The organism is Phyllobacterium sp. OV277, from assembly GCF_900104355.1.
GTDB lineage: Bacteria > Pseudomonadota > Alphaproteobacteria > Rhizobiales > Rhizobiaceae > Phyllobacterium.
The window spans coordinates 265561-287998 of record NZ_FNIY01000001.1 but is presented as its reverse complement, the minus strand read 5'-3'; the positions used below and the strand labels follow the sequence as shown (position 1 = coordinate 287998).

Sequence of the window (22438 nt, the reverse complement as noted above, 5' to 3'; positions counted from 1 at the left end):
CTATTTGTCGAAGAAAGATCGAACAATGACACTAGACAGGATTGATATCGCTATCCTCGATAGCCTGCAAAAAGATGGCCGTATGTCGAATGCGACGTTGGCGGAAAAGGTCGGGCTTTCACAATCCGCCTGTTCACGCCGACTGGATATTCTGGAGAAGACGGGCGTTATCAGGGGATATCATGCGCGCCTCTCCAATAAGATGCTTGGCCATCCCGTTACGGTAATCGTCAATATATCCCTGTCGGGGCAGGCGGACAAACAATTACGTGAGTTCGAGACTGCGGTGCGTCGTTGTCCCAACGTGCTCGTCTGCTATCTGATGTCCGGGGAATATGATTATCTCCTGCGCATCGCTGCCAAGGATCTGGAAGATTACGAGCGCATTCACAAGTTCTGGCTTTCCGCCATGCCGCATGTGACGAAGATCAACTCCTCCTTCGCTTTGCGTGAGGTGGCGGATCGTACCGGCCTTGGTGTTGAAACCGCGCTCATCGAAATTGCCGGTAGCTGATTGCTGACTGCGATAGGCCGTGACAAACTCATCATAATTCGGTGATCTATGGCGGCTAACAAAGCCGCTTATATTCCATTCAAGCAGGAGCCCCGTCATGCAAGAACTCTTATCTGCTCTCACCCGCCGTTCATTTCTTGCAAGCACGGCCGCAGCCGGTGCGGCGGCAATCCTGCATCCATTTTCAGCGCTGGCTGCTGCTTCGCAGGCGCATCTGCGCATCGTGGCAACGACTGACCTGCATGTGAATGTCTACCCTTATGATTATTACGCCGACAAGGCGAATGACACGATGGGTCTTGCGCGCACGGCATCAATCATTGCCAAGATTCGTGCTGAATCAACCAATTCGGTTGTCGTCGACAATGGAGACTTTCTGCAGGGCAATCCCATGGGCGATTACATCGCCTATGAGAAGGGCACGAAGGATGGCAATGTTCATCCGATCATCAAGGCCATGAATACCATCGGCTATGAGGTTGGGACGCTTGGCAATCATGAATTTAATTATGGCCTCGACTATATGGACAAGGTTCTGGCCGGTGCTGGCTACCCTTATGTCTGCGCCAATCTGGTCAAGGGCGAACTGGCGGCAAAACCAACCGATGATCCGCTTTACATGAAGCCCTATCTGATCAAGCAATATGAGATTGCTGACGGTGCCGGACAGAAACTACCTGTTAAAGTTGGCTTTATCGGTTTCGTCCCGCCGCAGATCACGCTTTGGGATGCGCAAAATCTCAAAGGCAAGGTTGTTACCCGTGATATCGTTGAGGCGGCCAAGGCGTGGGTGCCGAAAATGAAACAAGAGGGCGCTGACATTATTGTCGCGCTGTCGCACTCCGGCATTGCCGCGGGACAGAGTGACGGCATGGAAAACGCCTCGCTCTATGTGGCAGGCGTTGAGGGCATTGATGCCGTTGTCACGGGGCATCAGCATCTGGTTTTCCCTGATCCAAAGGATTTTGCCGGTATTGAAGGTGTCGATGTCAAGAAGGGCACATTGCAGGGCAAGCCAGCCGTCATGGCTGGTTTCTGGGGCTCGCATATGGGGCTGATAGACCTTCTGCTTGAGCGTGATGGTGGCAAGTGGAAGGTCGTTGATTTCACGACCGAGGCACGGCCGATCTATGAGCGTGTCGAAAAGACAGTAAAGCCGCTGGTCGAAAGCCGTGCCGATGTGCTGGAAGCAGCCAAGGCCGATCACGAGGCGACGCTTGCCTATGTCCGCCGCCCGGTAGGCAAGACGTCGGCGCCGCTCTACTCCTATTTCTCACTGGTTGCCGATGATCCATCGGTGCAGATCGTGTCCAATGCACAGACCTGGTACATCAAGGACATGCTCAAGGACACGCAATGGAAAGATTTGCCTGTCCTTTCCGCTGCCGCGCCTTTCAAGGCGGGTGGTCGCGGCGGTGCTGATTACTATACGGACGTTCCGGCAGGTGACATCGCCATCAAGAATGTTTCTGATCTCTACCTCTATCCCAATACGGTGCGGGCTGTGGCCATCACCGGGACGGATGTGAAAGAGTGGCTGGAAATGTCAGCGGGTATTTTTAAGACTGTGGAAGCAGGCAAAGCCGACCAACCGCTGATTGATACCAGTTTCCCGTCCTATAATTTTGATGTGATCGACGGCGTTTCCTATGAAATCGATCTGTCGCAGCCAGCGAAATATGGTTCGAAGGGGGAACTCACTCACGCCGACAGCAATCGTATTGTCAACTTGACCTTTAATGGCAAACCGATTGATCCTGCACAGAAATTTGTTGTTGTGACAAACAATTACCGGGCAGGAGGCGGTGGCAATTTCCCGGGGATTAACGAGAGCAAGGTTATATTCGTTGCGCCTGATACCAACCGCGACGTCATTGTGCGCTACATTATCGACCAGAAGACAATCAACCCGTCGGCGGATGACAACTGGAAGTTCGCGCCGGTGAAAGGTGCGTCCGTGCTGTTTGATACCGGCCCAAAGGGCAAGAATTTCATCGCTGATGTGAAAACATTGAAGATCGAGGAAGCGGGAGACGGCGAAAACGGTTTTGCCCGTTATCGCATTACGCTTTAGGCTCAATGAGTTTCTTCAATTTGGCTGGCGCTTTTGCCAGCCATGCAAGCTTGATGCGGTGTGAAAGCTCTGCATCCGTGATGGTATCGAGATGGATCAATATATAGGGCCAGCCTTTGAAGTGATCCGTCTCGAAATAGATATCGGGGGCACTTTCCATCAGAAGCGGCTTTTCCTCCAGCGGACAATGGATTGCAAACGTATCGGCATCCTTGAGACGTCCGAGGAATGCGCTCTTGAGTTTCAGCGATGGCGTACCGTGCGTCGTGCTTTGGTTCAGTTCCGGCAGATACAGGGCTTCCGCCAAGTCCCATATCCGCACGAAAACCGTATTGAGCGACACTTCGGTCATGATCTGTAAAATACCTGGCGCACGTCGATATATTCCGACCTGAACCCGGCTTCGCAATAATACAGGTAAAATTCCCAGAGCTTTTTGAATCTGCTGTCAAAGCCCAAATGTTTCAGCTTGTCCCACGAGCCCCAGAAACGTTCGCGCCATTCGGCAAGGGTACGGGCGTAGTCCTGCGGAAAAATGCTTTCACGATAGAGATCAAGGCCAAAATCTCTGCCAAGACTTTTCAACTTTTCCGGAGTTGGCAGCATGCCGCCCGGAAATACATAACGCTGGATGAAATCCGGGCGCTTACGGTAACGCTCAAACGAGTTCTCGTTGATGGTGATGATCTGCATGCCGGCGCTTCCGCCGGGAGCAAGGCATTCCTTTACCTTGCCAAAAAACACCGGCCAGTATTTTTCGCCAACGGCCTCGAACATTTCGATGGAGGCAATATGGTCATACTTGCCTGTTTCGTCGCGATAGTCCTGAAACTTGATTTCGACCTTGTCCGACAGGCCAGCCTTGCGCATTCTTTCCGTGGCAAAATCGAACTGTTCGCGGCTGATGGTCAGCCCGGTGACGCGGGCACCGATTTCACGCGCCACAAATTCGGCAAAACCACCCCAGCCGCAGCCAATTTCGAGCACCTTACTATCTCTGGTGATACCGATATTGCGGGCGAGGGCGCGGTATTTTGTTGTCTGCGCGGTTTCAAGGTCATTGGCGCCCTCGGCAAAAAGCGCCGAGGAATAGGTCATGGTTGGATCGAGCCACTCGCGGTAGAACGCATTGCCCAGATCATAGTGCGCCGAGATATTCTTGCGCGAACGGCTGCGGGTGTTTTCGTTCAGCCAGTGACGCAATCTCTGCACGGTGTTGACGAACCAGTTTGTTCCGCCCGCAATGCTTTCACCGATCTGGTTGTTCACCACAAAGAGTTCCAGAAAGGTTGTCACATCGGGGCTTTCCCAGTCACCATCCATATAGGATTCCGCAACGCCAATGGTGCCGGATGAAAATGCACGGCGCGGCAGGTTCCAGTTGTGCAGCACCAATGCTGCATCCGGGCCCGAAGCCTTACCCCCAACCTTGAATATCCGCTGGTCCGGCGTGGTGATCGTCAGCGTTCCGCGTGGCAAATGTGCTGCAGCGCGCAGTGCCGCCTGAACCTTTAGTGGCAGGCCTTTCAACGCAGCGCCAACATTCTCGGGCGTAAGCCATTTAAGCTGCCCCAGAGCGTCGGATGTGTTGGTTTTTCGTTGCTGTGCCATGTGCGTTTTCTTCCATGCTTATGAAGCAATCTTCGCCGTCAAAAAGCAAATGTTCAAGAGCAATTCATCGGGTTGCTGCGTGACGCTTGGATTAGCTGGCGAAACAACGCTCTGTTCCGATGACAATAAGAGGACAGGCGGATGGCCACGGCTCGCGAGGGGGGAGGCTGTAATCTTTATGGTTCTTCCAAGAGCAACAAAAGTAAATTCAATAATACTTTTGATTCGATTTTACGCCATGTGCGAATAAACACGTGGATTAGTTGCCGATATACAATAGTGAATTATAAAACGTTGATGATATTGCCGTTGCTTTGACGAATGATTATGCGAACATTTGATCAACTTAAAGAACAATAGAATTTTTTTGATAGTAGAATAAATCAAGATATACGAAAATATCCAAATAATTCAAAGAGTGCGTAAAATTTTAGAATATCAATATTTATGATGATAACGAGTGTGTAGGTGACGTTATTTGTACAAACAAACACATAGCGACACGACATCGTTTCAATTACATAAGATTTTTGACTGTTCGATAAGTTATTTTAAAGATATAAGGCATAAGTATTGTATACAGAATAACTACTGGGTCATTTGTAATGAATCAGAGGTAGTTGCCGCTGGCACGTATACCTTGAGGAGGATGAATGAGTTTCGGATATTCAACACGTAGATTCGCCGCAGTGGGATTGGCAGCTATCTTTGGCTTTTCCAGTCCGGCGCTTGCCGCCACGGCGACCGGTAGCTTTGGTGTTCACATCACCATCCAGTCGTCCTGTATTCTGGTCAGTGCGACTGACATGACCTTTCCCAATACAGGCGTTATTGCAGCGGATGTTCCGTCCACAAGCGCACTGTCGGTCCAGTGCACCAATGCAACGCCTTATAATGTTGGATTGAATGCCGGAACCGGAGCGGGTGCAACGGTAGCGGTTCGCAAAATGACTGGCCCGGCTTCTGCAACCATTAATTACTCGCTGTATACGGAAGTAACCCATGCAACTGTCTGGGGAAATACGGTGGGTACCGACACGGTGGGCGGTACAGGCAATGGTGCTGCACAACCACTCACGGTTTATGGGCTTGTTCCGGCTCAGACCACCCCGGCAATCGGCACCTATAACGATACGATAACGGTGACCGTTACCTACTAAAGCTTAGACAAAAAGGAGAACGAGATGCGATCCATGCTTAAACGCATCGGAGCGATGGGGCTCTTTATGCTGTTTTGCAGCACAGCCAATGCGGCTTCACTGCGTGTAGCACCCACCAGCCTTGATCTGACTGCACCGGGAAGCGCTGCTGTACTGACGCTGACAAATCAGGCGAAGCGACCAATTAACGTGCAGGTGCGTGTTTTCCGCTGGACTCAGGTCAATGGTGTCGAGCAACTCGAACCAACAAGTGATGTGGTGGCAAGTCCTCCATCAACCGTTCTGACTGGCAATAAGGATTATCTGGTACGGGTAATCAGGGTCAGCAAAAAGCCGGTGGCGGGTGAGGAAAGCTACCGGGTGATCGTTGACGAATTGCCTGATCCGTCGCGTCGCAAGGGCGGCACCGTCACGCTGGTCATGCGTTATTCCATTCCAGTGTTCTTCAAGGACGCTGATGCGTCGGCACCGAAGGTAGCCTGGACGATCAAACGCTCTGGCGGCGGGCTTGTGCTTGCTGCGCGCAACGATGGCGACTCACGGCTGCGCCTTTCCGATGTGCAGTTGATGCAGGGCGGGCGTGAAATCGGTACACGAAAGGGATTGGTCGGCTACGTCCTTGGTGGCGCTTCAATGCAATGGCCAGTGGGTGGCGGTAAAGCGGTGTCTGCCGGTTCCATTGCCCTGAAGGCGCAGAGCGATTCTGGACCGCTTGATGTCAGCGTTGCGGTCAGCGGCCGCTAGTCTTGTTGTGGCACTCTGCATAAGCCCGTGCATTCTTACCTCTGGACGGGCTCAAGATACCAATGCTGTAGAAGCGGAGCAGACCGTGCCGCAGCCCGGCATCGCACAGGACCTCTATTTAGAGGTCTTCATCAATGATGAACCGACCGGATTGGCAGGCGCTTTTCGGCAGCTGGCGGATGGCGGGCTGTCAGCACGTGCTGAGGAATTGAAGGAAGTTGGACTGAAGCCGGTGTCAAGCGCCCGGGACAAGGATGGCTCGATCCGGGTTGATCGCCTGCCTGACGTCCAATACCGCGTGGATATGGAAAACCAGCGCCTTTACGTGACCACCAATGACGAGGCACGGGCAGCCAAACAGATCGATATCAATCCAAAGCCGGATGACGACCATCCAAAACCGCAATCAAGTTACGGTGCGGTACTGAATTACTCGCTCTTTGCCAGCAGTGACAACCTGTTCTCGGGCAATGCCAAGCCGTTTCAGGGAATATCCGGCGGTTTTGATGCCCGGTTCTTCAGTCCCTTCGGCACACTCACTCAGTCTTTCACATCAAGCGCCAGCGATACGGATTTGCAGGGGTTCAAGCGCCTCAATACAACGTATACCTATTCGGACACGGAGAGGCTGATTACCTATCGGGCTGGTGATTTCATTTCCGGTGGTTTGCAGTGGACCCGCCCCGTTTATCTTGGCGGCCTGCAGGTGCAGCGCAATTTTCACCTGCGCTCTGATCTGGTCACCATTCCGATACCCGTTATCTCTGGCTCTGCCGCCGTACCGTCGACGCTTGAAGTCTATACACAGAACGTCAAGACCTATAGCGGCACGGTACCCTCTGGCCCGTTTCAGGTGACCAATTTCCCGGTGTTCACCGGATCGGGACAGGCGCAAGTGGTGCTGCGTGATACGCTTGGCCGCGAAACCAAAACCACGCTGCCTTTTTACTCATCCAGTCTTTTGCTGCGCAAAGGTCTTCTGGACTTCTCCGGTGAGGTTGGGTTTCCCCGGCGTGATTTCGGTACTGAATCAAGCGACTATGCCGGTGACGCGATGGGGATCGCCACTGTCCGCTATGGTGTCAGTGATTTGCTGACGCTGGAAGGACATTTTGAGGGCGGTGTTGATCTGCTCAATGGCGGTGTCGGCGTTGCGTTTCCGATTGGCGGCTATGGTGTCAGTTCTCTGGCGGTGGCGGGAAGCAGTCATGACGGCGATACAGGTTTTCTCGTCAATGGCTCGGTGGAGCTCAGCTATCGCAATTATACTGTCTTTGCCCGCATGCAGCAGGCATTCGGCAATTATGATGACGTTGCGTCGGTTTCCGCCGATACAAGCCGGCTTTCGGTCTTTGATCCAGCGGGGGTTGCCATCTTCAGTCCACGCGTGCCGCGCTCGTTGGCACAGGTGACCGTGTCCGCGCCGGGGCCATTTGAACGCTCTAATCTCAATTTGTCTTTTACGCAGATTGAAGCGGCAAACGGAGAGAAGAACCGTATCATCGGTGCTTCCTTCAGTCAGACGGTGTTCAAGAACAGTTCGTTCTATGCAACTGCTTTCACCGATCTCGAAAATAGCGACAGCTTTGGTGTTTTTGCTGGCCTCACCATTCCGTTTGACAACAACATCACCGTAACAACCGGCTACGAACAGACGGCAAGCGGTGCCTCCGGCGTCGTCGATATCGCCAAGTCCGAGCGCCTGGAAGAGGGCAGTTATGGCTGGCGTCTACGCACCCGTGAAGGTGACAATCCAGACCGGCTGGCCTCGGCGAGTTATCGCGGGCGCTATGCGCGCGTACAGGGTGATGTCGAGCAGTTTGACGGGAATACCCGCGCGAGCGCGCAGATTGATGGCGCGCTTGCGGTGGCCGCCGGTGGTGTATTCGCCACAAACCGCATCAATGATGCCTTTGCGGTCGTGGATGTCGGCGCGCCTGATGTTGAGGTTCTCTCGGAAAATCGCCCGGTTGGCAGAACCAACCGGAGCGGCAAGATTCTTGTGCCTGACCTGAATTCATATGAGCCAAACACAGTGGCCATCGATCCAAAAAATCTTCCCGTTGACGCAAGCATAGGATCAACACGCAATATCGTTGTGCCGGCTGACCGCAGCGGCGTCGTCGTCGATTTCCATGTGAGCCAGACGTCTGCCTCGGCCATTGTCAGCCTGGTGGATGGGGCCGGCAAACCGCTGGAGGCTGGTTTGCGCGGACATATTGACGGTTCAACGGACGAATTTGTCGTCGGCTATGACGGTGAAGCCTTCATCGAGAAACTGCGTGCCCAGAATATAATCATCATCGAGCGTCTGGATGGTCGCAGTTGCAAAGCGCAGTTCACCTATCGCGCCCAGCCGGGCACGCAGGTCAAAATCAGCAATGTGGTGTGCTCATGAGGAACTGGCTGCTCCGGTTTGTCTTTTTCGTCGGCGTCCTGCTGCTGCCCGCTGTTGTCTGGGCGCAATCCTGCACCTTTACAGTTCCTGGTATAGTGTTCTCCGGGAGTACGATTCCGGGCAATGTCATCAACAGCATGACGACGGTGAAAGCGGATTGCTCCGGTCTGCTCGGTCTTGGCCGCAAAGTGCTGGTTTGCCCTGATTTGAACGAAGGCAGCGGCGGAGCAACCGCCAGCGCGCGCAAGATGTTGAGTGGTGCCAATGTGCTGAATTATCAGCTGTTTCAGGATGCCGCGCGCTCCATCGTGTGGGGTTCGGCAACATGGCCTTACGCCGGTCGCGCCCCCGGATTTTTGGTGGAATTTACGACAATCTTGGGTCCGTTGCTCGGTAGTGGCTCGACCACGATCACTCTTTACGGCCAAATTCTTGCCAGCCAGCAAGCCGCGCCTGCCGGGACCTATATCTCGACATTTACGGGTGCCAATGCCACATTTCATTTCCGTTATGATGATGGTGCAGGCTGTACGGCCGCCTCGGGGTTGACGGGTTCGCCGCCCGCGTTCACCGCACAGATCACGCTCGCCAATGATTGCCTCGTCACGGCGCAGAATATTGATTTCGGTAACAGGGGGCTGCTCAATGCCAATATTGATCAGACCGGTCAGGTGAACGTAACCTGCACACCGACCGTGCCATATACGGTTTCGCTCAGTCTCGGTGGGACCGGAACGAGCCCGACGGCGCGTAAAATGACCGGGACTGGCGGTGTCGTCACCTATGGCCTCTACCGGGACACGAACCGCACGTTGCCTTGGGGAAATACGATAGGAACAAATACTGTGGCGGGCACTGGCACTGGCACATCACAACCCATCATTGTCTATGGGCGTGTTCCACCGCAGACAACACCGGCGCCGGGTAATTACGATGACACAATCATTGTCACGGTAACCTACTAAAGCGTTATGACCTTGTTCTTGCCTGTGCGCTTGGCGCGGTAGAGCCGCTCATCAGCCTTGGCAAAGAGCTGATCGAAATTCTCGCCATCTCCCGGAAAATTAGCCACGCCGATGCTGATCGTGACGTTTTTCACGTTCTGATAAGGTGACGCCTCGACTGCCGTGCGTAGTCGCTCGGCGAGGGCGGATGATCCCTGACTTGAAAGTCCCTGACAGATTCCGATGAATTCCTCACCGCCATAGCGATAGAAATGATCGGTCTTGCGGGTATTGGCCAGCATCTTGCGCGCCGTTTGCTGCAACACCATGTCGCCGGTCTGGTGGCCATAGGTATCATTGATGCTTTTGAAATCGTCGAGATCAATGGCGATCAGGCTGAATGTTGATCCTTCCTTGCGCGCTTCGGCAAAAAGGCGTGGACCTTCACTCGTCAGGCTGCGCCGGTCGCGCGCACCGGTCAGGCTGTCACGTCCGGTTTCTTCCAGAAGCCGTTCGTATTTTTCCCGGTAAGTCAGGGTTTCGAATACACCGCGCAGGCTCGCCCGCCGTTCATTTTGCGGCTCATCCTTGAACCAGCGCAGATAGGCCGTCACCATCAGGCTATAGACCAGCGCCGCACCAAGCTTTGCCACCCAGCCGCCCCATAGCGCGGACACGGGCGTACCGGCGACATAGTGCAGTGCCACGAAGAAGCCGATCTGGTCGAAGCTCAGGATGACAGCCGAAACGATGAAAATACGTATTGCCTGATGTCGCGCAAAGAAGCGGCCGAGCTTTTCGTAAAACAGGATAATGGCGATGGCGTCGATAAAGAGGAGAGCAGTACCCAGAACCATCAGCATGCCCATTTCATCGACAAAATCGAGATCAGGCTGACGGCTGGTCACCAGCTGAACCGTTTCGTGATTGCGTGCGATGAAAAGGAGCCCGATCAGCAGGAAATTGCCGATAAGAAGGCCATAGATAGGCTGGCGGACCGTGAGTGCATCCTCCTTGATATAAAGGAGAAGGATCATCATCAGCTTGCCACTGAACAGGACAGTAGAGCCGGGGGAGATGATGCCAAACGGCAGCTGAATGTAGAAAAAAGCGGCGAGATAGGTCTCAAGGAAGTGCATCACACCGAGGGCGCACAGAAAAACCCCGAGGCCGTAGCGCTTTCGCCAATGCAGCAGAGCTGTCATCACGGCGAAATAGACAAGCGCCTCGATCATAAGCAACAGGATATTGAGTGCAATCATTGCCGATAGTGCCCCTCAGCCAAGGCAATCAGTATCAGCAGGAATGCTAACATAAAGTATTGATCTTGGTAGCGAAAAGGAGATGGGCTAAAAAAGCAAAAGGCCGGGAGCTACCCGACCTTCCTAAACTTGCCTCAACACCAGTGCCAGTACATCCGTGGTCAAAAATGGAAACAAGCTGTTCGCTACGTGAGAATGAATACCCTGATATTACGACAGAATAATGACGCTCACAAAATTAAGGAAGCGCGTACGCAGTACAAATCGCGCTTGAATTGAAAGTGCCCGATCAAGGTAAAGACAGAGTTAATTCAAACGGGTAATTTTAAAAAGTTGGGAGGCGAATATCCCAACAGGCATAACAGAACGGGAACAATGCGGCTCCTGAACCATTTTTGTCCGTTGATAACACATCTTTCTCTTGTTCGGAGACAACTGCGTGCAAACATCTGAGCGTTTTGGCGATCGGTTAACTCCGTCACTCATTGCACTTGCTGCACTTAATTTCTTTCTCGCCGATGCCAGGGATGGGCTTGGACCTTTTCTTGATGCCTATCTGGCTACCCATGGTTGGACATCGATGTCATTGGGAATCATTGCGACAGGCGGCGGTATTCTTGGAATGGTCGCAACGCCGCTATTCGGGGCATTGGTCGACGGCACGCCGTATAAACGGGCGCTGATTGTCATTCCTGTATTGCTGGTTACGATTGCCGCACTTCTAACCCTTAATGTGCCGAACGTTTCTGTGGTGGTTGGCGGGCAGGCAATGACGGCGATTGTTGGCGCTGTGGTGGGGCCCGCCCTGATGGGTCTCACGCTCGGTCTGGTTGGCGAGGCAAAATTCTCCGATCAGGTATCGGGCAACGAATTCTGGAATCATGCGGGTAATGTCGCCTCACTGGTTGGTGTATACATTACGACAGTTTTGTGGGGGCAGTACGGCATCATCGGCATGATGATTGTCACTGCCGCGGGTGCCATTGCGGCAACCCTGATGATTGATCCGGCTGAAATTGACCACAAGGTGGCGCGTGGGCTGGCAAAGGATGATGGCAAGCCGGGGCCATCTGGTTATTCCGTATTGATCGAGACGCCGGGACTGATCCTGCTCGCTCTTATCCTTATGGTTTTCCATTTTGGCAATGCACCGATGAGCCGCCTGATCGCTCAGGCCTTTTCCATCGAACTTGGCACACCGTTCCGCACAACTGCACTGATTACCGGCATATCACAGCTCACCATGATTGCCGCCGCCGCCATTGCTCCGTTTCTGATCCGGCGTTTCGGATTATCCTTCGTGTTTTTTATTGCACTGATTGCCTTGCCGGTGCGTGGCGCGATTGCGGGCTCTGTCGCAGACTTCTAGTCAGTTTATCCTGTCCAGATATTGGATGGCCTTGGTGCTGGATTTCTTGGCATCGTCACCCCCGTTGCCGCTGAACGGCTGCTCTCGGGCAGCGGACGGTTCAATGTGGGCCTTGCAGCCGTGATGACAGTGCAGGGTATTGGTGCCTCGTTCAGTAATGTTGTCGCCGGTTGGCTGGTCCAGCGTGGTGGTTATAGTCTGGCCTATTACGTTCATGGCGGCGTCGCCATTATAGCGCTGGGGTTGTTTTTAGGCTGGCGGCAGAAAATCGTTGCTGGAGCGCGAGCTGTTCCCGCGCTTGCGTGACTCAGCGATGATGTAGCCGTGCGATCACCTTCGCTGCGGCAATGGGCAGATCTTCGGCTATCAGGCCAAAACCAAGATCAAGCGCCGCCTGCGCATGGATGTGCACCGCTGCGCAGGCGGCTTCAAAGGGTGCCATTCCCTGCGCCATCAGACCAGCGGTGATGCCCGATAGAACGTCGCCGGAGCCCGCAGTGGCTAAAAGCGGGGTACCATTGCTGTTGATCGCAGCGCGGCCATCGGGCGAAGCAATGACTGTGTCAGGCCCTTTATAGATGATAATCGCATTGGCCTGCCGGGCTGCGGCACGGGCGCGCTCTCCCTTCGAAGGCGTATTGTCTTCGTCAATATCGGGGAACAGCCGCGTGAACTCGCCCTCATGCGGCGTCAGCACCAGCCGGACCTCGGATGCACGGCGTGTGGCATTGAACAACTCGTCGCGGTGGTCCTGAAACGAGGTGATCGCGTCGGCATCGAAAACCAGATGCAGCTGTTCCTTGAGCAAGGCGAGCGCAATTGAGCGGGTACGCGCGCCTATACCAAAACCGGGACCCAGCACCATTGCGGAAGGTTTGCGCCTGTCCAGGAATGACCGAAGTTCGTGGTCGGTTTCACAGCGGTTGAGCATGATTGAGGTCAGATGTGCGGCGTTGACAGCCAGAGATTCCGCCGGGGAAAGCAGGGTGACCGCACCTGCACCGCTGCGCGCGGCCGCCAATGCCGAAAGTCGCGCCGCTCCTGTCGATGTCGCCCCGCCTGAAAACACGGCGACATGGCCGCGTTTGTACTTATGCGTGTCCACGCCGGGAGCGGGCAGTCGCCAATGTTGTGGCAGGTTCTCAAAACACAGCGGATGGATTGTGGAAAGCACGTCTTCATGGATGCCGATATCTGCAACCACGACTTCGCCGCATAAACTTCGTCCGGGATAGAGCAGATGTGCCGGTTTCTTGCGAAAGAAGGTAATGGTGCAATCGGCCTTCAGCACTGGACCAAGCGGCACGCCGGTTGTGCCATCAAGGCCGGATGGCACATCGATGGCAATGCGGGTGACACTGGCTTCGTTGCTGCGTTCGATTACAACGGCTGCTTTTCCTGTAAGAGGCTTGTTCAAACCGGCACCGAACAAGGCGTCAATGACGACGCTGCCGGGTTCTGGCTTGAAGCCGGCAAGAGGCGCGGCTTTGACACTGCAATCGCGCCGGGCAAAGGCTGCATCGGAACCAGCTTTCGGCTTGTCATCGCTCCATAGATGCACCTTGACGCCGCTCTCGTTAAGAAGGCTGGCAACAACATAGCCATCACCGCCATTATTGCCGGGGCCGCAAAGAATGTGAAAGGCGGTCGCGCTGCCATAATTGGTGAGGATGTGGCGGGCAACCGCATAGCCCGCCCGCAACATCAATCCATATCCGTCAATCGGTCCGGCGGCGATGGTTAGCCGGTCGGCTTCGCCCATCTGTGCTGGTGTGAGAATCTCGTCAGCCATTTTTGAATCAATGCTTTCCTGACACTATGCCCGTTGTCAGGAATGGTAGGAGGCGATCAAGCGGGATACAAGCATCTATTGCCGTCCATTCGAATAACCCATCTGGTGCTGTAAACAATTTCGCCGGGGCAATGCATCCAAAGCGCGTCTTGCGCGTTCTGCTTCGTAACCTTTTTGGAGAAAAATCATGCCTGCAACACAGATCAAAGAACATATGGAAGTCATCGGCGCCGATGGTGTCCATGTTGGTACGGTGGATCACGTGGAAGGTGCCCGTATCAAGCTAACCAAGAAAGATAGCGGCGAGGGCTCGCACAAGGGCCATCATCACTATATTTCGACGTCGCTTGTCGCAGAGGTCGAGGGCAACAAGGTCCGGCTGTCGGCCAATGCCGATGTAGCCGTGATGTTCGAGGAAGAAGCATCAGACAAATAGCGGGTTGGTTACGGCTCGTGATCTAATCAACGATGAAGAGTTTCACACCTGTTTTCGTTGAAGACCGGTGTGCTTCATCACCATAATCTGAAACCTGATAGCTCATCCCAGTTGTCAGCTTGAACGTGCGGCCATCGCGCAGTTCGGTATCAAGCTCGCCTTCAAGAACATAGAGAACATGTCCCCGGTCACACCAGTGATCGGCCAGATATCCCGGCGTGTATTCGACAATTCGTACTCGCAAATCATCAGTCGTGAAGCTGCGCCAGAGTGCTTTTCCCTGTTCACCCGAATGTTCTGTGACCGGCACTTTGTTCCAGTCCGTCACGGTGAATGGCAGCTTTGGGAGTTTCATTGATGACCTTTGGGGATAACCGTTCTGGCACAGCGTGACAGAATGCCATGTAGGCATCAAGAGGTTAGCGCGACCAGACCATCATCGTAATGACCATCACCAGAGCGAATGCAAACACAAACACTGCAATGTCAGCGTCGTTGTAGCGCGTGCCGCTGGTATTTGTTGAACTGTGCTCGCGGCGCGGATTTGCCTGAAAGGCGAGCAGGACAGCCGCTATAACAGCCAGTAAAAGCGTAAGGGCGTGCATGGTCGGAACCGTTGTTATTCTTCAACCAAGCATATTCCATGCGATGTAAGGATTCGATTCCGGGTATCTTCGCTGAATCTCAAGAAAATATAAGGTTCGGCTATGGCTGTTCGGGACCAGTCTCACCCATTGCCGGTTGTTTCGGGCGAAGCAGGTATTTTCCCTGGCTGTATGCGGCAATTCCAAGTGAAGCGGTCACGCCGACGAGCACGTCATAGAATGTCTGGGGGATGCTTGCTGGCCTGAAAAACGTGAAGATGGCCCAACTGATCCAGAATGGATCGATCAACAGATAGTCGTGGCCCACCCATATCCACATGGCTGCTGCGACGAGGCAGGCGCCTAAAATCACCAATATCTATCCGAGCGTTGCCCGCATGCTTTTCCCCAAGCCATCAGGTCAAAGATTACGCGCTGTACCGGGTCTGGAGCAAGCGCGATCCTTGCAACTGCCTTCCGAAGATCAGATGCCAGTAAGGCTGCCGTAATCTTGGTTTTATAAAAGATCGGGAATTGAACTGACCGGAAAGGCATGCCGAGCCATGAAGCCATTTGCACTTGCGATTGCCGCTGTGTCTGCTTTGGGTATATCCCATGTGAGTTATGCAGGAGGAATCGCAGACCCTGCAGCGCTTCAACAACGTCTCGAAAAATTGGCTACGGGCAAGGATGCGCGCATTGGTATCTGCGCGCTGGACCAAGCAGGAACGTCCGTCTGCGTGCGGGGGGACGAGCGATTTTCGTTGCAGAGTGTTGTGAAGCTGATTGCGGGTGCAGCAACGCTCGATGCTGCCGATCATGGCGCTGTGAATATCGAAGACCCGATTATCATCAGATCTGAAAATCTCAGCCTTATGAAGCAGCCTCTCGCGAAGATTGTCGAACGGAACGGTTTCTTTCGGACCAACGCCGCTGATCTTGTGCGCCGCGCCATTGTGGACAGCGATTCGGCTGCCGTGGATATACTGATTGACCGGTTGGGCGGAACCGGGACGATCAATTCGTTTCTCGCAGGCAAAGCGATCAGTGGTATTCGGATTGATCGCGACGAACGGCATCTGCAAACGGATATTGTCGGGCTGCAATGGAAGCGGGAATATGTGGATGCGAAGGTGCTGCAACGGGCAATCAAGGCTGTACCGGAGGTGGAGCGCGATACTGCCTTTGACGCTTATCAGAAAGATCCGCGCGATACGGCTACGCCGCGCGCGATGACAGAATTTCTCGCCGCGCTCATGAATGGCAAGCTCATCTCTACAGGTTCAACCAATCGGCTGCTTGCCATCATGAACGAGACGTCGACATTTCCGGACAGGCTGCGTGCTGGCGTTGGCAAGGACTGGAGCGTTGCGCACAAGACAGGAACCAGCCCCACCTGGAAGGGTGTCAACGTGGCGACAAACGATGTGGGTATCTTGACCGCACCCGATGGTGGCAAAGTTGCAATCAGCGTTTTTGTGGCGGATTCCCGCGAAACGCCGACCCTGCGTGCAATGATCATTGCGAGCGCAGCCCAAGCCGTAACCGAAGCCTATCGCTGACGGGAGTTGGCAGCGACTATCCGTATTCGCCCGCGAAGGAATGTTGCAGGGATTGGACGAGGTGAGGGCGCGGGGGCATATACTGGCGCGCCGGTTTGTTTTCTAATCAGCGGCTGCTGATCACCATGCGGTTGCCTTCGCTGTCCCTGAATTCGGCGACGGTGCGTCCGGGATCGTAGGGCGCAGCCTGCGGTTCGGTGATGATTTCGACACCCTTTGATTTGAGGGTTCCAGCGGTGCCGGCAACGTTGTCGTCCACAAGAACCATCACAGGTTGGCTGGCCGCTTCATCGTCCGCTCTTTTGATAAAATGCAGGTTTGTTTCCGAACCCGCAAATTTAAGCTCTATCCATCGCCATCCATCCGGGCCCATGGGAACGTCGGCTGCAACCGTGCAGCCGAAATGATCAATGTAGAAATTCTTCGCACGGTCCTGATTGAACACAGGAAGCTCGGCAAACTGTATATGCATGGGTTCGTTCTCCAGATTGTCTTTGACGGCTGTCAGAGCGTCGTGCCGCGGGTAAGGCGCGACGCTCTAAGCTGTTCATGCTTGTGCGAATGCTGAGTGAAGCGTTTTTGCGAAAGCTTCGGCGTGAGGGCCATAGCCGCCATGATCACCGGGAAATTGCACGGGTTGCGTGCCAAGCTTTTCAGCCAGTGCTACGCCCGTACGATTGGCAATTTCTCCGACGGTTTGCTCGCCAACGCCAACGATTACACCGGGTTTACCCGTACGCAGTGTATCAATCTCCGGTTGGTACAGCGAAAGCGGCATGAGGCCATGGGCGAGAAAATACTCCATGTTTCCGTTGATCCGCTCGAATGTCTCCAGAGCTTCGGGCGGGGGAGGCGCTTGCGGCGCTTCCTCCTCACCGTGCTCGTCCAATCCAGCCATGGCCATGAACTTTTGCATCGCCGCTTCCACGCCCTCGCGCTGATAGGTGTCGTGAATTTCCTTGTTACCGGCCAAGGCCTCGCTGGGATCGGGAAGCAACATCAGACATGGCGGTTCATGCGCTACCAGTGCGCGCACCTTTTCCGGATGCCGCGCGGCCAGATTGAGCCCGATTTGCGCGCCGCCGCTATTACCCATCACAAAGGCAGGTCCGCCGCCCAATGCTTCAATCAACCGGGCGGCATCGTCGCCGTGAACATCAAGCTGCAATGCTTCAGGCTTGCCATCGAAGGGACTGCGTGAATTCCCGCGAGGATCGTAAGCCACCACCGTGTAGCGGTCGGCGAGATAATGTGAAAGTCCGGCAAAAACCCCTGCATCCGTGGGGCCTCCGGCAATGAGCAGCAGGAGAGGCCCAGAGCCTTGGGCTTCATAGTAAATTTTGGCGCCCGGCACTTTCAATGTACCTGTCTTGGTAGGAAACGTCATTGTGCAACTCCTGTTGATAAGCCGTTGGCACGCATCCGGCCAACAGTCTTCGTGAACTGAGCAAACCTGTATGTGTATTGATCTCCTTGAATCAAACTAGACTGTCCAGTACTATGTGTCAACGGTACACACTCGATCCCATCGGGAATCATGCTAGGGTGCAGCAATTGCGGGTAAGCGGTTTTATGACGAAAGTGACTTCAATTCATCCAGCGGGCACAGCGGAACCAAACCGTTCCGAGCGCAAGCACAAGGCGATCCTTGATGCGGCGACAGAGGTGTTTCTGCAGAACGGCTATCTTGGCACCAATATGGACGATATCGCTGCGCGGTCGGCTGTTTCGAAGCAAACGGTCTACAAGCATTTCGAGAGCAAGGAAGCGCTGTTTGTTGAGATCGTGACCAGCATGGTCAGCGTTGCCGGTGACAGGGTCCACAGTCAAATTCCGGAGTTTCAAGGCAGCGAAGATCTTGCGGAGTATCTTTCGAATTATGCATATCAACAGCTGATAGTCGTTCTGACGCCGAGACTCATGCAGCTGCGCCGCCTTGTGATCGGGGAGGTCAGCCGTTTTCCTGAATTGGCCAAGGTGCTTTATGAGCGCGGCCCGAAGCGCGCGATGATGGCTCTGGCGGCAAATTTTGCTGTGTTCGCCGAACGTGGCTTGCTTGAGATTGAAGACCCGGCAATTGCCGCATCCCATTTCAACTGGCTCGTCATGGCCGAGCCCGTCAATCAGGTTATGCTGTTGGGTGATGGGGCCATTCCGAAACTTGACGCGTTGCGCCGACATGCCGAGCAAGGCGTAAGCGTGTTTATGGCAGCCTACGGCAGGAAATAATCAGAGGACGCCCGCCTGTTCCAGTATCCAGTCCCGGAAGAGCCGCGTTTTCGGCTGCAACTGCCTGCCTTCGGGATAAACGAGGTAGAAATCCGAGCCGGTTGAGGCGCAGACATCAAACAGTTGAACGAGCCTGCCGGAATCAATTTCGTCTTTGAATATGCCTTCTGAAACGAGCGCGACGCCGCCGCCTGATAGGGCGAGGTTGGCGATGATCTGTTGGGTGTCGATGCCAACACCCGGCTTGGCCATAACAAGTGGTCCTTCCACGCCTGCCTGACGAAACCAGATGGGCCACCAATCATCATTAGGGGTGATCAGATGATAGTTGAGCAGGTCCACAGGTGTTTGTGGCCGGCCGTATTTTTCGAGATAAGCGGGGCTGGCAAGGGGGGTAAAGCCCCCGGAAAGCAACCGGTGCGCTTTTAATCCCGGCCAGCTTCCCTTACCCATCCTGACGCCGCAATCGATACCTTCGGCCACAAAGTCCACCATCCGCGACGCAATATCGAAGCGTACCGATATATCCGGGAACCGGGTTTGAAAATCCACAATGCGCGGCGTCAGCCAATTGCTGGCGAAAGTGTGTATGACCGAAACCAGCAGAACCGAATTCTGCTCCTCGCGGATAGCGCGAAAGGTTTCACTGAGTTCGGCCAGCGCACGGCGGATCACCGGCGCTACGAGGTCGCCCTTATCAGTCAAGGAGACGCCGCGGGCAAGCCGGTGAAACAACGGTGCCCCGGCAAATTCCTCCAGCAGCTTCACCTGATAGCTTACCGCTGATTGGGTCATGTTCAGTTCTTCAGCCGCTTTGGTGAAGTTCTGCAGGCGAGCAACGGATTCGAACACGCGGATGGCTGGAAGCGGCAGGGATGACATGATTTACCCATTAAATGGCTTGATGGCTTATGCGTCATTTTACGTTGGTGATCCCAGAAATAAAGAACTATTTCTCCAGACATAGAAAAGAGCTTGATGACTTTAGGAGTCTGAAATGACTGAAGTTCGATATTTTGGCCTTAATCTGTCGTGGATGATTCCTGCGGCGGCAAAGCATAGCAATGGACCTGGGGGCAGTCTGTCTGACCTCAATGGCCACCTGCTTTGCGATATCAATCTGAGCCCCAGCATGCGCTCCTACCTGAAATTCCCGGATAGTGATCGACGCTGGCTGGATTTCCGTCAACCGTTCTAGACGCTACCCATTGTGAGACTGGCTGCATGCCCCGGTATCTCGATAGACGCCGGGGCAAGTGATTTTTACGATTTGCCAGATACTTCTGCGAGTTGGGAGAATGGACTTAATAGAGGATATAAGAGGCTATCGCTTCGAGTGTTTCATGACGACAGACATGCGGAGCTCTGCTGAATACGCAAATCTGCGACTTAGCTGATAACGTGCATGTGATGGGAACGGCTTTGCGATAAGCGCAAGCATCGCAATTTTGCCACAGGCGCTTTTCAGATTGGAACCAGTTTTAACGATCCGCGTTTCTAAGCCATGAAAAACGCTCAGTTCAAACCGGTGACCGTGGAGTCACTTCATTCGTTCAAGCTGCGGAACATCGGTTCCGTGGCTGAAGCCGCCGAGTTTTTATCGAGTGATTGGCCGGGTGAGCGGGGGAGGATTTACCTTCTCGCCCAAATGGCCTGCACCGAGGCAATGGAGGGCCATGCTTCGCCCGCCATGGTACGATCGATCTTTGTTCAGGCTACTATGGAAGCCGATATTTATGTCGAGAACACCACATGGGTGCGTTGATATCGCGGCGCATGTGGTCAGGATTGCCGCTGCTTCGCTGAGCGGGAAGCGCAGGCCATCAGACCCGGCTCATCAGTCAAGATGCGGAAACAGAAAGCAGGCCACCCATGTGGCAACAATACAAAGAATCGTGATTGCTAAAACGGACATCAAATCATCTCCAAGCACTAGGGCTAACATGGAGATTGGGCACTTTCAATTATACATAAGTACAAAAGTTCGTGTTGAAAAAGTGAGCTATACTAGTTCTTGGCTCGGCTCTGACTACCGATCAGACAATGCCAGTTTCAAGCCAAAACCAATAAAGATTGTGCCAGCGAAGGCATCGATGGCGCGCCGCGCCCGCTGATAGGCGTCAGCAACCGTACGATGGCTGAGGGCGGCGACAAGGCCGGCATACCAGATGGTTGATATGGTCACCATGACGACCACCGCTGCGGCGCCGTGGGTCCAGGGTGTACCCGGTGCCATGGTTGCTGCGAACAGACTGGCGACGAACAGCGCGGATTTTGGATTGGCGAGGTTGGTGGCAAGCCCGAGACGCCATGCACCCATGGGTGTCAGCTTGACCTTGTTTGCAGGAATAATCATGTCGCCCTTTGGCTGGCGTACCTGCCAGAGCAGCCGAAGACCAAGCCAAAGAAGATAGATACCGCCAGCAATTTTCAAACCCATATAGGCAATCGGCGCGGCCATGAACAATGAACCGACGCCCAGCCACCCGGCAAGCCCCCAGCACAGTGTTCCCGTTATGGTGCCTGCGACGGCAGAGATCGCGATCTTGCGCGAGCCGGTGAGGGTGCAACGTACAACCATGAAAAAATTCGGCCCCGGTGTCAGCGCTGCAATAGTCCAGATTGTTGCAACAGTGAGCAGGAACATATCGTCTCCGGGGGATCGGTGTTGTTGTCGCGATCTATAGCATCGATTACCCGTGAACGGTAAGGGGCTCGCGTCTGATTGGTGAGTGGTTATAGCGCGGTAAATGTTCGAAAATAGCTCTAAAAGCAAAAGGCTCAGCAGCGTGAGCTGCTAAGCCTTTGAGGTGACTGGCTCCCCGGGCCGGATTCGAACCAGCGACCAACCGGTTAACAGCCGGTTGCTCTACCACTGAGCTACCGGGGAATAGCTACTCAGTCATCAGCGAAGTGGCCTATAGCAAAAGGGTTTCGCTTTTGCAAAGGACCATTTCGCTTTTTTTCATATAATGTTCACAGGAAAGGATGAAATGCCCGTCCGGCGTCCCTACATCGGGGGTCTGTTGAACACGAAATACGAAAGAGCTGCTGAGTGACCGAACGCCCCGAAAACACCGGTAATCATACGTCAAACGGTGCTAAAGAGCATTCCACGACGCCAAAACGCCGCCATATGCGTATCTTTGGCCGTCATGTGCCAATACCGCAATCGGTGGCAATGCGTCGCACGCTGGGTGGTACGCTTATTGTTGGCGGAATACTCGGTTTCCTGCCGATTCTCGGTTTCTGGATGATTCCGCTCGGTCTTGTCGTGCTTTCGCATGATTCCACGATCGTCCGGCGCAAGCGACGCCAGCTCGAAGTGAAGCTTGGACGGCGCTGGAAGGGGAATCGATCCTCTGCCAGCAACAGCAAGGCCTGATTTCAGGCTGTTTGGCCGTATTCATGAGCCGTGCGATTTCTGATTCAAAAATTTGATTCGTTCTATCTTGGCGCAGTTCTTTTGCGCTGCTACCCCTGTTCCTATTGGTTCTTTGCCTGAGGGAGGGGTGGGATGATGAGATTCGTGCGGATATTGCTTGTCGCTGTGATTGCGCTGGTCGTTATTATCGGCGGGCGCTGGTACCAGTACATAACAAACACCACGAGCCCCTATGATGAGGTTGGAATCAGCCTCAATAATTATATGCCCGTCCCGATCAGGCAGTGGGGTTGCGCCCAGCTGAAGAAGAATTTTGGCAATAATCTGCCACCCTATGGCTGCGCGGGCGGCGATGGCAGGCAATGGCTGTAATT

24 protein-coding genes, 1 tRNA gene and 1 pseudogene are annotated in these 22438 nt (G+C 54.1%); 14 read left to right on the top strand and 12 right to left on the bottom strand.

Annotated elements, in window-relative coordinates:
- Window positions 1-25: 25 nt before the first annotated feature.
- Both BLU05_RS01530 and BLU05_RS01525 read left to right on the top strand, forming a co-directional pair.
- Window positions 26-514 carry an Lrp/AsnC family transcriptional regulator gene (locus BLU05_RS01530; protein ID WP_091877301.1) on the top strand — a complete coding sequence of 163 codons (489 nt, stop codon included), beginning with the start codon at window positions 26-28 and terminating at the stop codon, window positions 512-514.
- A 97-nt stretch (window positions 515-611) separates the two neighbouring features.
- Window positions 612-2588: a bifunctional 2',3'-cyclic-nucleotide 2'-phosphodiesterase/3'-nucleotidase gene (locus BLU05_RS01525; RefSeq protein ID WP_091877299.1), complete on the top strand. Its 1977-nt coding sequence runs from the start codon at window positions 612-614 to the stop codon at window positions 2586-2588.
- Here the strand turns inward: BLU05_RS01525 and BLU05_RS01520 are convergent.
- Together BLU05_RS01520 and BLU05_RS01515 are read right to left on the bottom strand one after the other, a co-directional pair.
- Complete coding sequence (locus BLU05_RS01520; protein ID WP_244518103.1) at window positions 2578-2940, bottom strand: MmcQ/YjbR family DNA-binding protein; 363 nt, start codon at window positions 2938-2940, stop codon at window positions 2578-2580. The genes BLU05_RS01525 and BLU05_RS01520 overlap by 11 nt on opposite strands.
- Window positions 2937-4199, bottom strand: a complete 1263-nt coding sequence (locus BLU05_RS01515; protein WP_091877297.1) for an SAM-dependent methyltransferase — start codon at window positions 4197-4199, stop codon at window positions 2937-2939. Before BLU05_RS01515 ends, BLU05_RS01520 begins: the two co-directional genes overlap by 4 nt.
- Window positions 4200-4852: 653 nt before the next feature.
- On the opposite strand from BLU05_RS01515, the gene BLU05_RS01510 reads away from it, so the two are divergent.
- From BLU05_RS01510 to BLU05_RS01495, 4 genes are all read left to right on the top strand, one after another.
- Complete coding sequence (locus BLU05_RS01510; RefSeq protein WP_091877295.1) at window positions 4853-5359, top strand: Csu type fimbrial protein; 507 nt, start codon at window positions 4853-4855, stop codon at window positions 5357-5359.
- A gap of 24 nt (window positions 5360-5383) precedes the next feature.
- Window positions 5384-6103, top strand: a complete 720-nt coding sequence (locus tag BLU05_RS01505) for a fimbrial biogenesis chaperone (RefSeq protein WP_091877293.1) — start codon at window positions 5384-5386, stop codon at window positions 6101-6103.
- 85 nt (window positions 6104-6188) lie between these two features.
- Window positions 6189-8501: a fimbria/pilus outer membrane usher protein gene (locus BLU05_RS01500; RefSeq protein WP_244518101.1), complete on the top strand. Its 2313-nt coding sequence runs from the start codon at window positions 6189-6191 to the stop codon at window positions 8499-8501.
- Window positions 8498-9466: a Csu type fimbrial protein gene (locus tag BLU05_RS01495; RefSeq protein ID WP_244518099.1), complete on the top strand. Its 969-nt coding sequence runs from the start codon at window positions 8498-8500 to the stop codon at window positions 9464-9466. The genes BLU05_RS01500 and BLU05_RS01495 overlap by 4 nt, the downstream gene beginning before the upstream one ends.
- Here the strand turns inward: BLU05_RS01495 and BLU05_RS01490 are convergent.
- Complete coding sequence (locus BLU05_RS01490) at window positions 9463-10707, bottom strand: GGDEF domain-containing protein (RefSeq protein ID WP_091877289.1); 1245 nt, start codon at window positions 10705-10707, stop codon at window positions 9463-9465. The genes BLU05_RS01495 and BLU05_RS01490 overlap by 4 nt on opposite strands.
- 421 nt (window positions 10708-11128) lie before the next feature.
- Between BLU05_RS01490 and BLU05_RS01485 the strand changes: the two are divergent.
- A pseudogene (locus BLU05_RS01485) lies at window positions 11129-12382 on the top strand (MFS transporter).
- A 1-nt stretch (window position 12383) separates the two neighbouring features.
- Here the strand turns inward: BLU05_RS01485 and BLU05_RS01480 are convergent.
- Window positions 12384-13868 carry an NAD(P)H-hydrate dehydratase gene (locus BLU05_RS01480; protein WP_091877287.1) on the bottom strand — a complete coding sequence of 495 codons (1485 nt, stop codon included), beginning with the start codon at window positions 13866-13868 and terminating at the stop codon, window positions 12384-12386.
- 187 nt (window positions 13869-14055) lie between these two features.
- Here BLU05_RS01480 and BLU05_RS01475 point away from each other — a divergent pair, with 187 nt between their 5' ends.
- Window positions 14056-14304, top strand: coding sequence for a DUF2171 domain-containing protein (locus BLU05_RS01475; RefSeq protein ID WP_175540498.1), 249 nt, complete (start codon window positions 14056-14058; stop codon window positions 14302-14304).
- A 22-nt stretch (window positions 14305-14326) separates the two neighbouring features.
- On the opposite strand, the gene BLU05_RS01470 is transcribed toward BLU05_RS01475, so the two are convergent.
- From BLU05_RS01470 to BLU05_RS01460, 3 genes are all read right to left on the bottom strand, one after another.
- Window positions 14327-14659, bottom strand: coding sequence for a DHCW motif cupin fold protein (locus BLU05_RS01470; protein ID WP_091877284.1), 333 nt, complete (start codon window positions 14657-14659; stop codon window positions 14327-14329).
- Between the two features lie 64 nt (window positions 14660-14723).
- Entirely contained in the window at window positions 14724-14909 is a 186-nt protein-coding gene (locus BLU05_RS01465) for a hypothetical protein (protein WP_091877282.1), read from the bottom strand.
- Between the two features lie 100 nt (window positions 14910-15009).
- Window positions 15010-15264 carry a hypothetical protein gene (locus BLU05_RS01460; RefSeq protein WP_139210369.1) on the bottom strand — a complete coding sequence of 85 codons (255 nt, stop codon included), beginning with the start codon at window positions 15262-15264 and terminating at the stop codon, window positions 15010-15012.
- A 187-nt stretch (window positions 15265-15451) separates the two neighbouring features.
- Between BLU05_RS01460 and bla the strand changes: the two genes are divergently transcribed.
- Window positions 15452-16450, top strand: a complete 999-nt coding sequence (gene bla, locus BLU05_RS01455) for a class A beta-lactamase (protein ID WP_091877279.1) — start codon at window positions 15452-15454, stop codon at window positions 16448-16450.
- A 106-nt stretch (window positions 16451-16556) separates the two neighbouring features.
- On the opposite strand, the gene BLU05_RS01450 is transcribed toward bla, so the two are convergent.
- Both BLU05_RS01450 and BLU05_RS01445 read right to left on the bottom strand, forming a co-directional pair.
- Window positions 16557-16922, bottom strand: a complete 366-nt coding sequence (locus BLU05_RS01450; protein ID WP_091877278.1) for a VOC family protein — start codon at window positions 16920-16922, stop codon at window positions 16557-16559.
- 75 nt (window positions 16923-16997) lie between these two features.
- On the bottom strand, window positions 16998-17837 hold the full coding sequence (locus tag BLU05_RS01445; protein WP_091877276.1) for an alpha/beta fold hydrolase: 840 nt from the start codon (window positions 17835-17837) through the stop codon (window positions 16998-17000).
- A 185-nt stretch (window positions 17838-18022) separates the two neighbouring features.
- Between BLU05_RS01445 and BLU05_RS01440 the strand changes: the two genes are divergently transcribed.
- On the top strand, window positions 18023-18679 hold the full coding sequence (locus tag BLU05_RS01440; RefSeq protein ID WP_091877274.1) for a TetR/AcrR family transcriptional regulator: 657 nt from the start codon (window positions 18023-18025) through the stop codon (window positions 18677-18679).
- Here BLU05_RS01440 and BLU05_RS01435 read toward each other — a convergent pair whose 3' ends face one another.
- Window positions 18680-19561 (bottom strand): LysR substrate-binding domain-containing protein, encoded by an 882-nt coding sequence (locus BLU05_RS01435; RefSeq protein ID WP_091877272.1) that lies wholly within the window; start codon window positions 19559-19561, stop codon window positions 18680-18682.
- A 115-nt stretch (window positions 19562-19676) separates the two neighbouring features.
- On the opposite strand from BLU05_RS01435, the gene BLU05_RS01430 reads away from it, so the two are divergent.
- Window positions 19677-19877 (top strand): hypothetical protein, encoded by a 201-nt coding sequence (locus BLU05_RS01430; protein WP_091877270.1) that lies wholly within the window; start codon window positions 19677-19679, stop codon window positions 19875-19877.
- A 306-nt stretch (window positions 19878-20183) separates the two neighbouring features.
- Window positions 20184-20444, top strand: a complete 261-nt coding sequence (locus tag BLU05_RS01425) for a DUF982 domain-containing protein (RefSeq protein ID WP_091877268.1) — start codon at window positions 20184-20186, stop codon at window positions 20442-20444.
- Between the two features lie 264 nt (window positions 20445-20708).
- Here the strand turns inward: BLU05_RS01425 and BLU05_RS01420 are convergent, their stop codons facing one another.
- Both BLU05_RS01420 and BLU05_RS01415 read right to left on the bottom strand, forming a co-directional pair.
- Entirely contained in the window at window positions 20709-21326 is a 618-nt protein-coding gene (locus tag BLU05_RS01420; protein ID WP_091877266.1) for a LysE family transporter, read from the bottom strand.
- 168 nt (window positions 21327-21494) lie between these two features.
- Window positions 21495-21569: transfer RNA gene (locus BLU05_RS01415), tRNA-Asn, on the bottom strand.
- 246 nt (window positions 21570-21815) lie between these two features.
- Here BLU05_RS01415 and BLU05_RS01410 point away from each other — a divergent pair.
- Together BLU05_RS01410 and BLU05_RS01405 are read left to right on the top strand one after the other, a co-directional pair.
- Window positions 21816-22064: a hypothetical protein gene (locus BLU05_RS01410; protein ID WP_091878385.1), complete on the top strand. Its 249-nt coding sequence runs from the start codon at window positions 21816-21818 to the stop codon at window positions 22062-22064.
- A gap of 132 nt (window positions 22065-22196) precedes the next feature.
- A complete protein-coding gene (locus BLU05_RS01405) occupies window positions 22197-22436 on the top strand; it encodes a hypothetical protein (protein ID WP_091877264.1) in 240 nt (79 codons plus the stop codon).
- Window positions 22437-22438 lie beyond the last annotated feature (2 nt).

Bases quoted from the DNA above. Each gene is read 5' to 3' on its own strand.
- BLU05_RS01475 (WP_175540498.1), top strand. From the start codon at position 14,056: ATGCCTGCAACACAGATCAAAGAACATATGGAAGTCATCGGCGCCGAT.
- BLU05_RS01470 (WP_091877284.1), bottom strand. From the start codon at position 14,659: ATGAAACTCCCAAAGCTGCCATTCACCGTGACGGACTGGAACAAAGTG.
- BLU05_RS01435 (WP_091877272.1), bottom strand. From the start codon at position 19,561: ATGTCATCCCTGCCGCTTCCAGCCATCCGCGTGTTCGAATCCGTTGCT.
- BLU05_RS01510 (WP_091877295.1), top strand. From the start codon at position 4,853: ATGAGTTTCGGATATTCAACACGTAGATTCGCCGCAGTGGGATTGGCA.
- BLU05_RS01530 (WP_091877301.1), top strand. From the start codon at position 26: ATGACACTAGACAGGATTGATATCGCTATCCTCGATAGCCTGCAAAAA.
- BLU05_RS01490 (WP_091877289.1), bottom strand. From the start codon at position 10,707: ATGATTGCACTCAATATCCTGTTGCTTATGATCGAGGCGCTTGTCTAT.
- BLU05_RS01505 (WP_091877293.1), top strand. From the start codon at position 5,384: ATGCGATCCATGCTTAAACGCATCGGAGCGATGGGGCTCTTTATGCTG.
- BLU05_RS01430 (WP_091877270.1), top strand. From the start codon at position 19,677: ATGACTGAAGTTCGATATTTTGGCCTTAATCTGTCGTGGATGATTCCT.
- BLU05_RS01420 (WP_091877266.1), bottom strand. From the start codon at position 21,326: ATGTTCCTGCTCACTGTTGCAACAATCTGGACTATTGCAGCGCTGACA.
- BLU05_RS01410 (WP_091878385.1), top strand. From the start codon at position 21,816: ATGCGTATCTTTGGCCGTCATGTGCCAATACCGCAATCGGTGGCAATG.
- BLU05_RS01450 (WP_091877278.1), bottom strand. From the start codon at position 16,922: ATGCATATACAGTTTGCCGAGCTTCCTGTGTTCAATCAGGACCGTGCG.
- BLU05_RS01465 (WP_091877282.1), bottom strand. From the start codon at position 14,909: ATGCACGCCCTTACGCTTTTACTGGCTGTTATAGCGGCTGTCCTGCTC.
- BLU05_RS01440 (WP_091877274.1), top strand. From the start codon at position 18,023: ATGACGAAAGTGACTTCAATTCATCCAGCGGGCACAGCGGAACCAAAC.
- BLU05_RS01480 (WP_091877287.1), bottom strand. From the start codon at position 13,868: ATGGCTGACGAGATTCTCACACCAGCACAGATGGGCGAAGCCGACCGG.
- BLU05_RS01445 (WP_091877276.1), bottom strand. From the start codon at position 17,837: ATGACGTTTCCTACCAAGACAGGTACATTGAAAGTGCCGGGCGCCAAA.
- BLU05_RS01525 (WP_091877299.1), top strand. From the start codon at position 612: ATGCAAGAACTCTTATCTGCTCTCACCCGCCGTTCATTTCTTGCAAGC.
- BLU05_RS01495 (WP_244518099.1), top strand. From the start codon at position 8,498: ATGAGGAACTGGCTGCTCCGGTTTGTCTTTTTCGTCGGCGTCCTGCTG.
- BLU05_RS01405 (WP_091877264.1), top strand. From the start codon at position 22,197: ATGATGAGATTCGTGCGGATATTGCTTGTCGCTGTGATTGCGCTGGTC.
- BLU05_RS01515 (WP_091877297.1), bottom strand. From the start codon at position 4,199: ATGGCACAGCAACGAAAAACCAACACATCCGACGCTCTGGGGCAGCTT.
- bla (WP_091877279.1), top strand. From the start codon at position 15,452: ATGAAGCCATTTGCACTTGCGATTGCCGCTGTGTCTGCTTTGGGTATA.
- BLU05_RS01425 (WP_091877268.1), top strand. From the start codon at position 20,184: ATGAAAAACGCTCAGTTCAAACCGGTGACCGTGGAGTCACTTCATTCG.
- BLU05_RS01520 (WP_244518103.1), bottom strand. From the start codon at position 2,940: ATGACCGAAGTGTCGCTCAATACGGTTTTCGTGCGGATATGGGACTTG.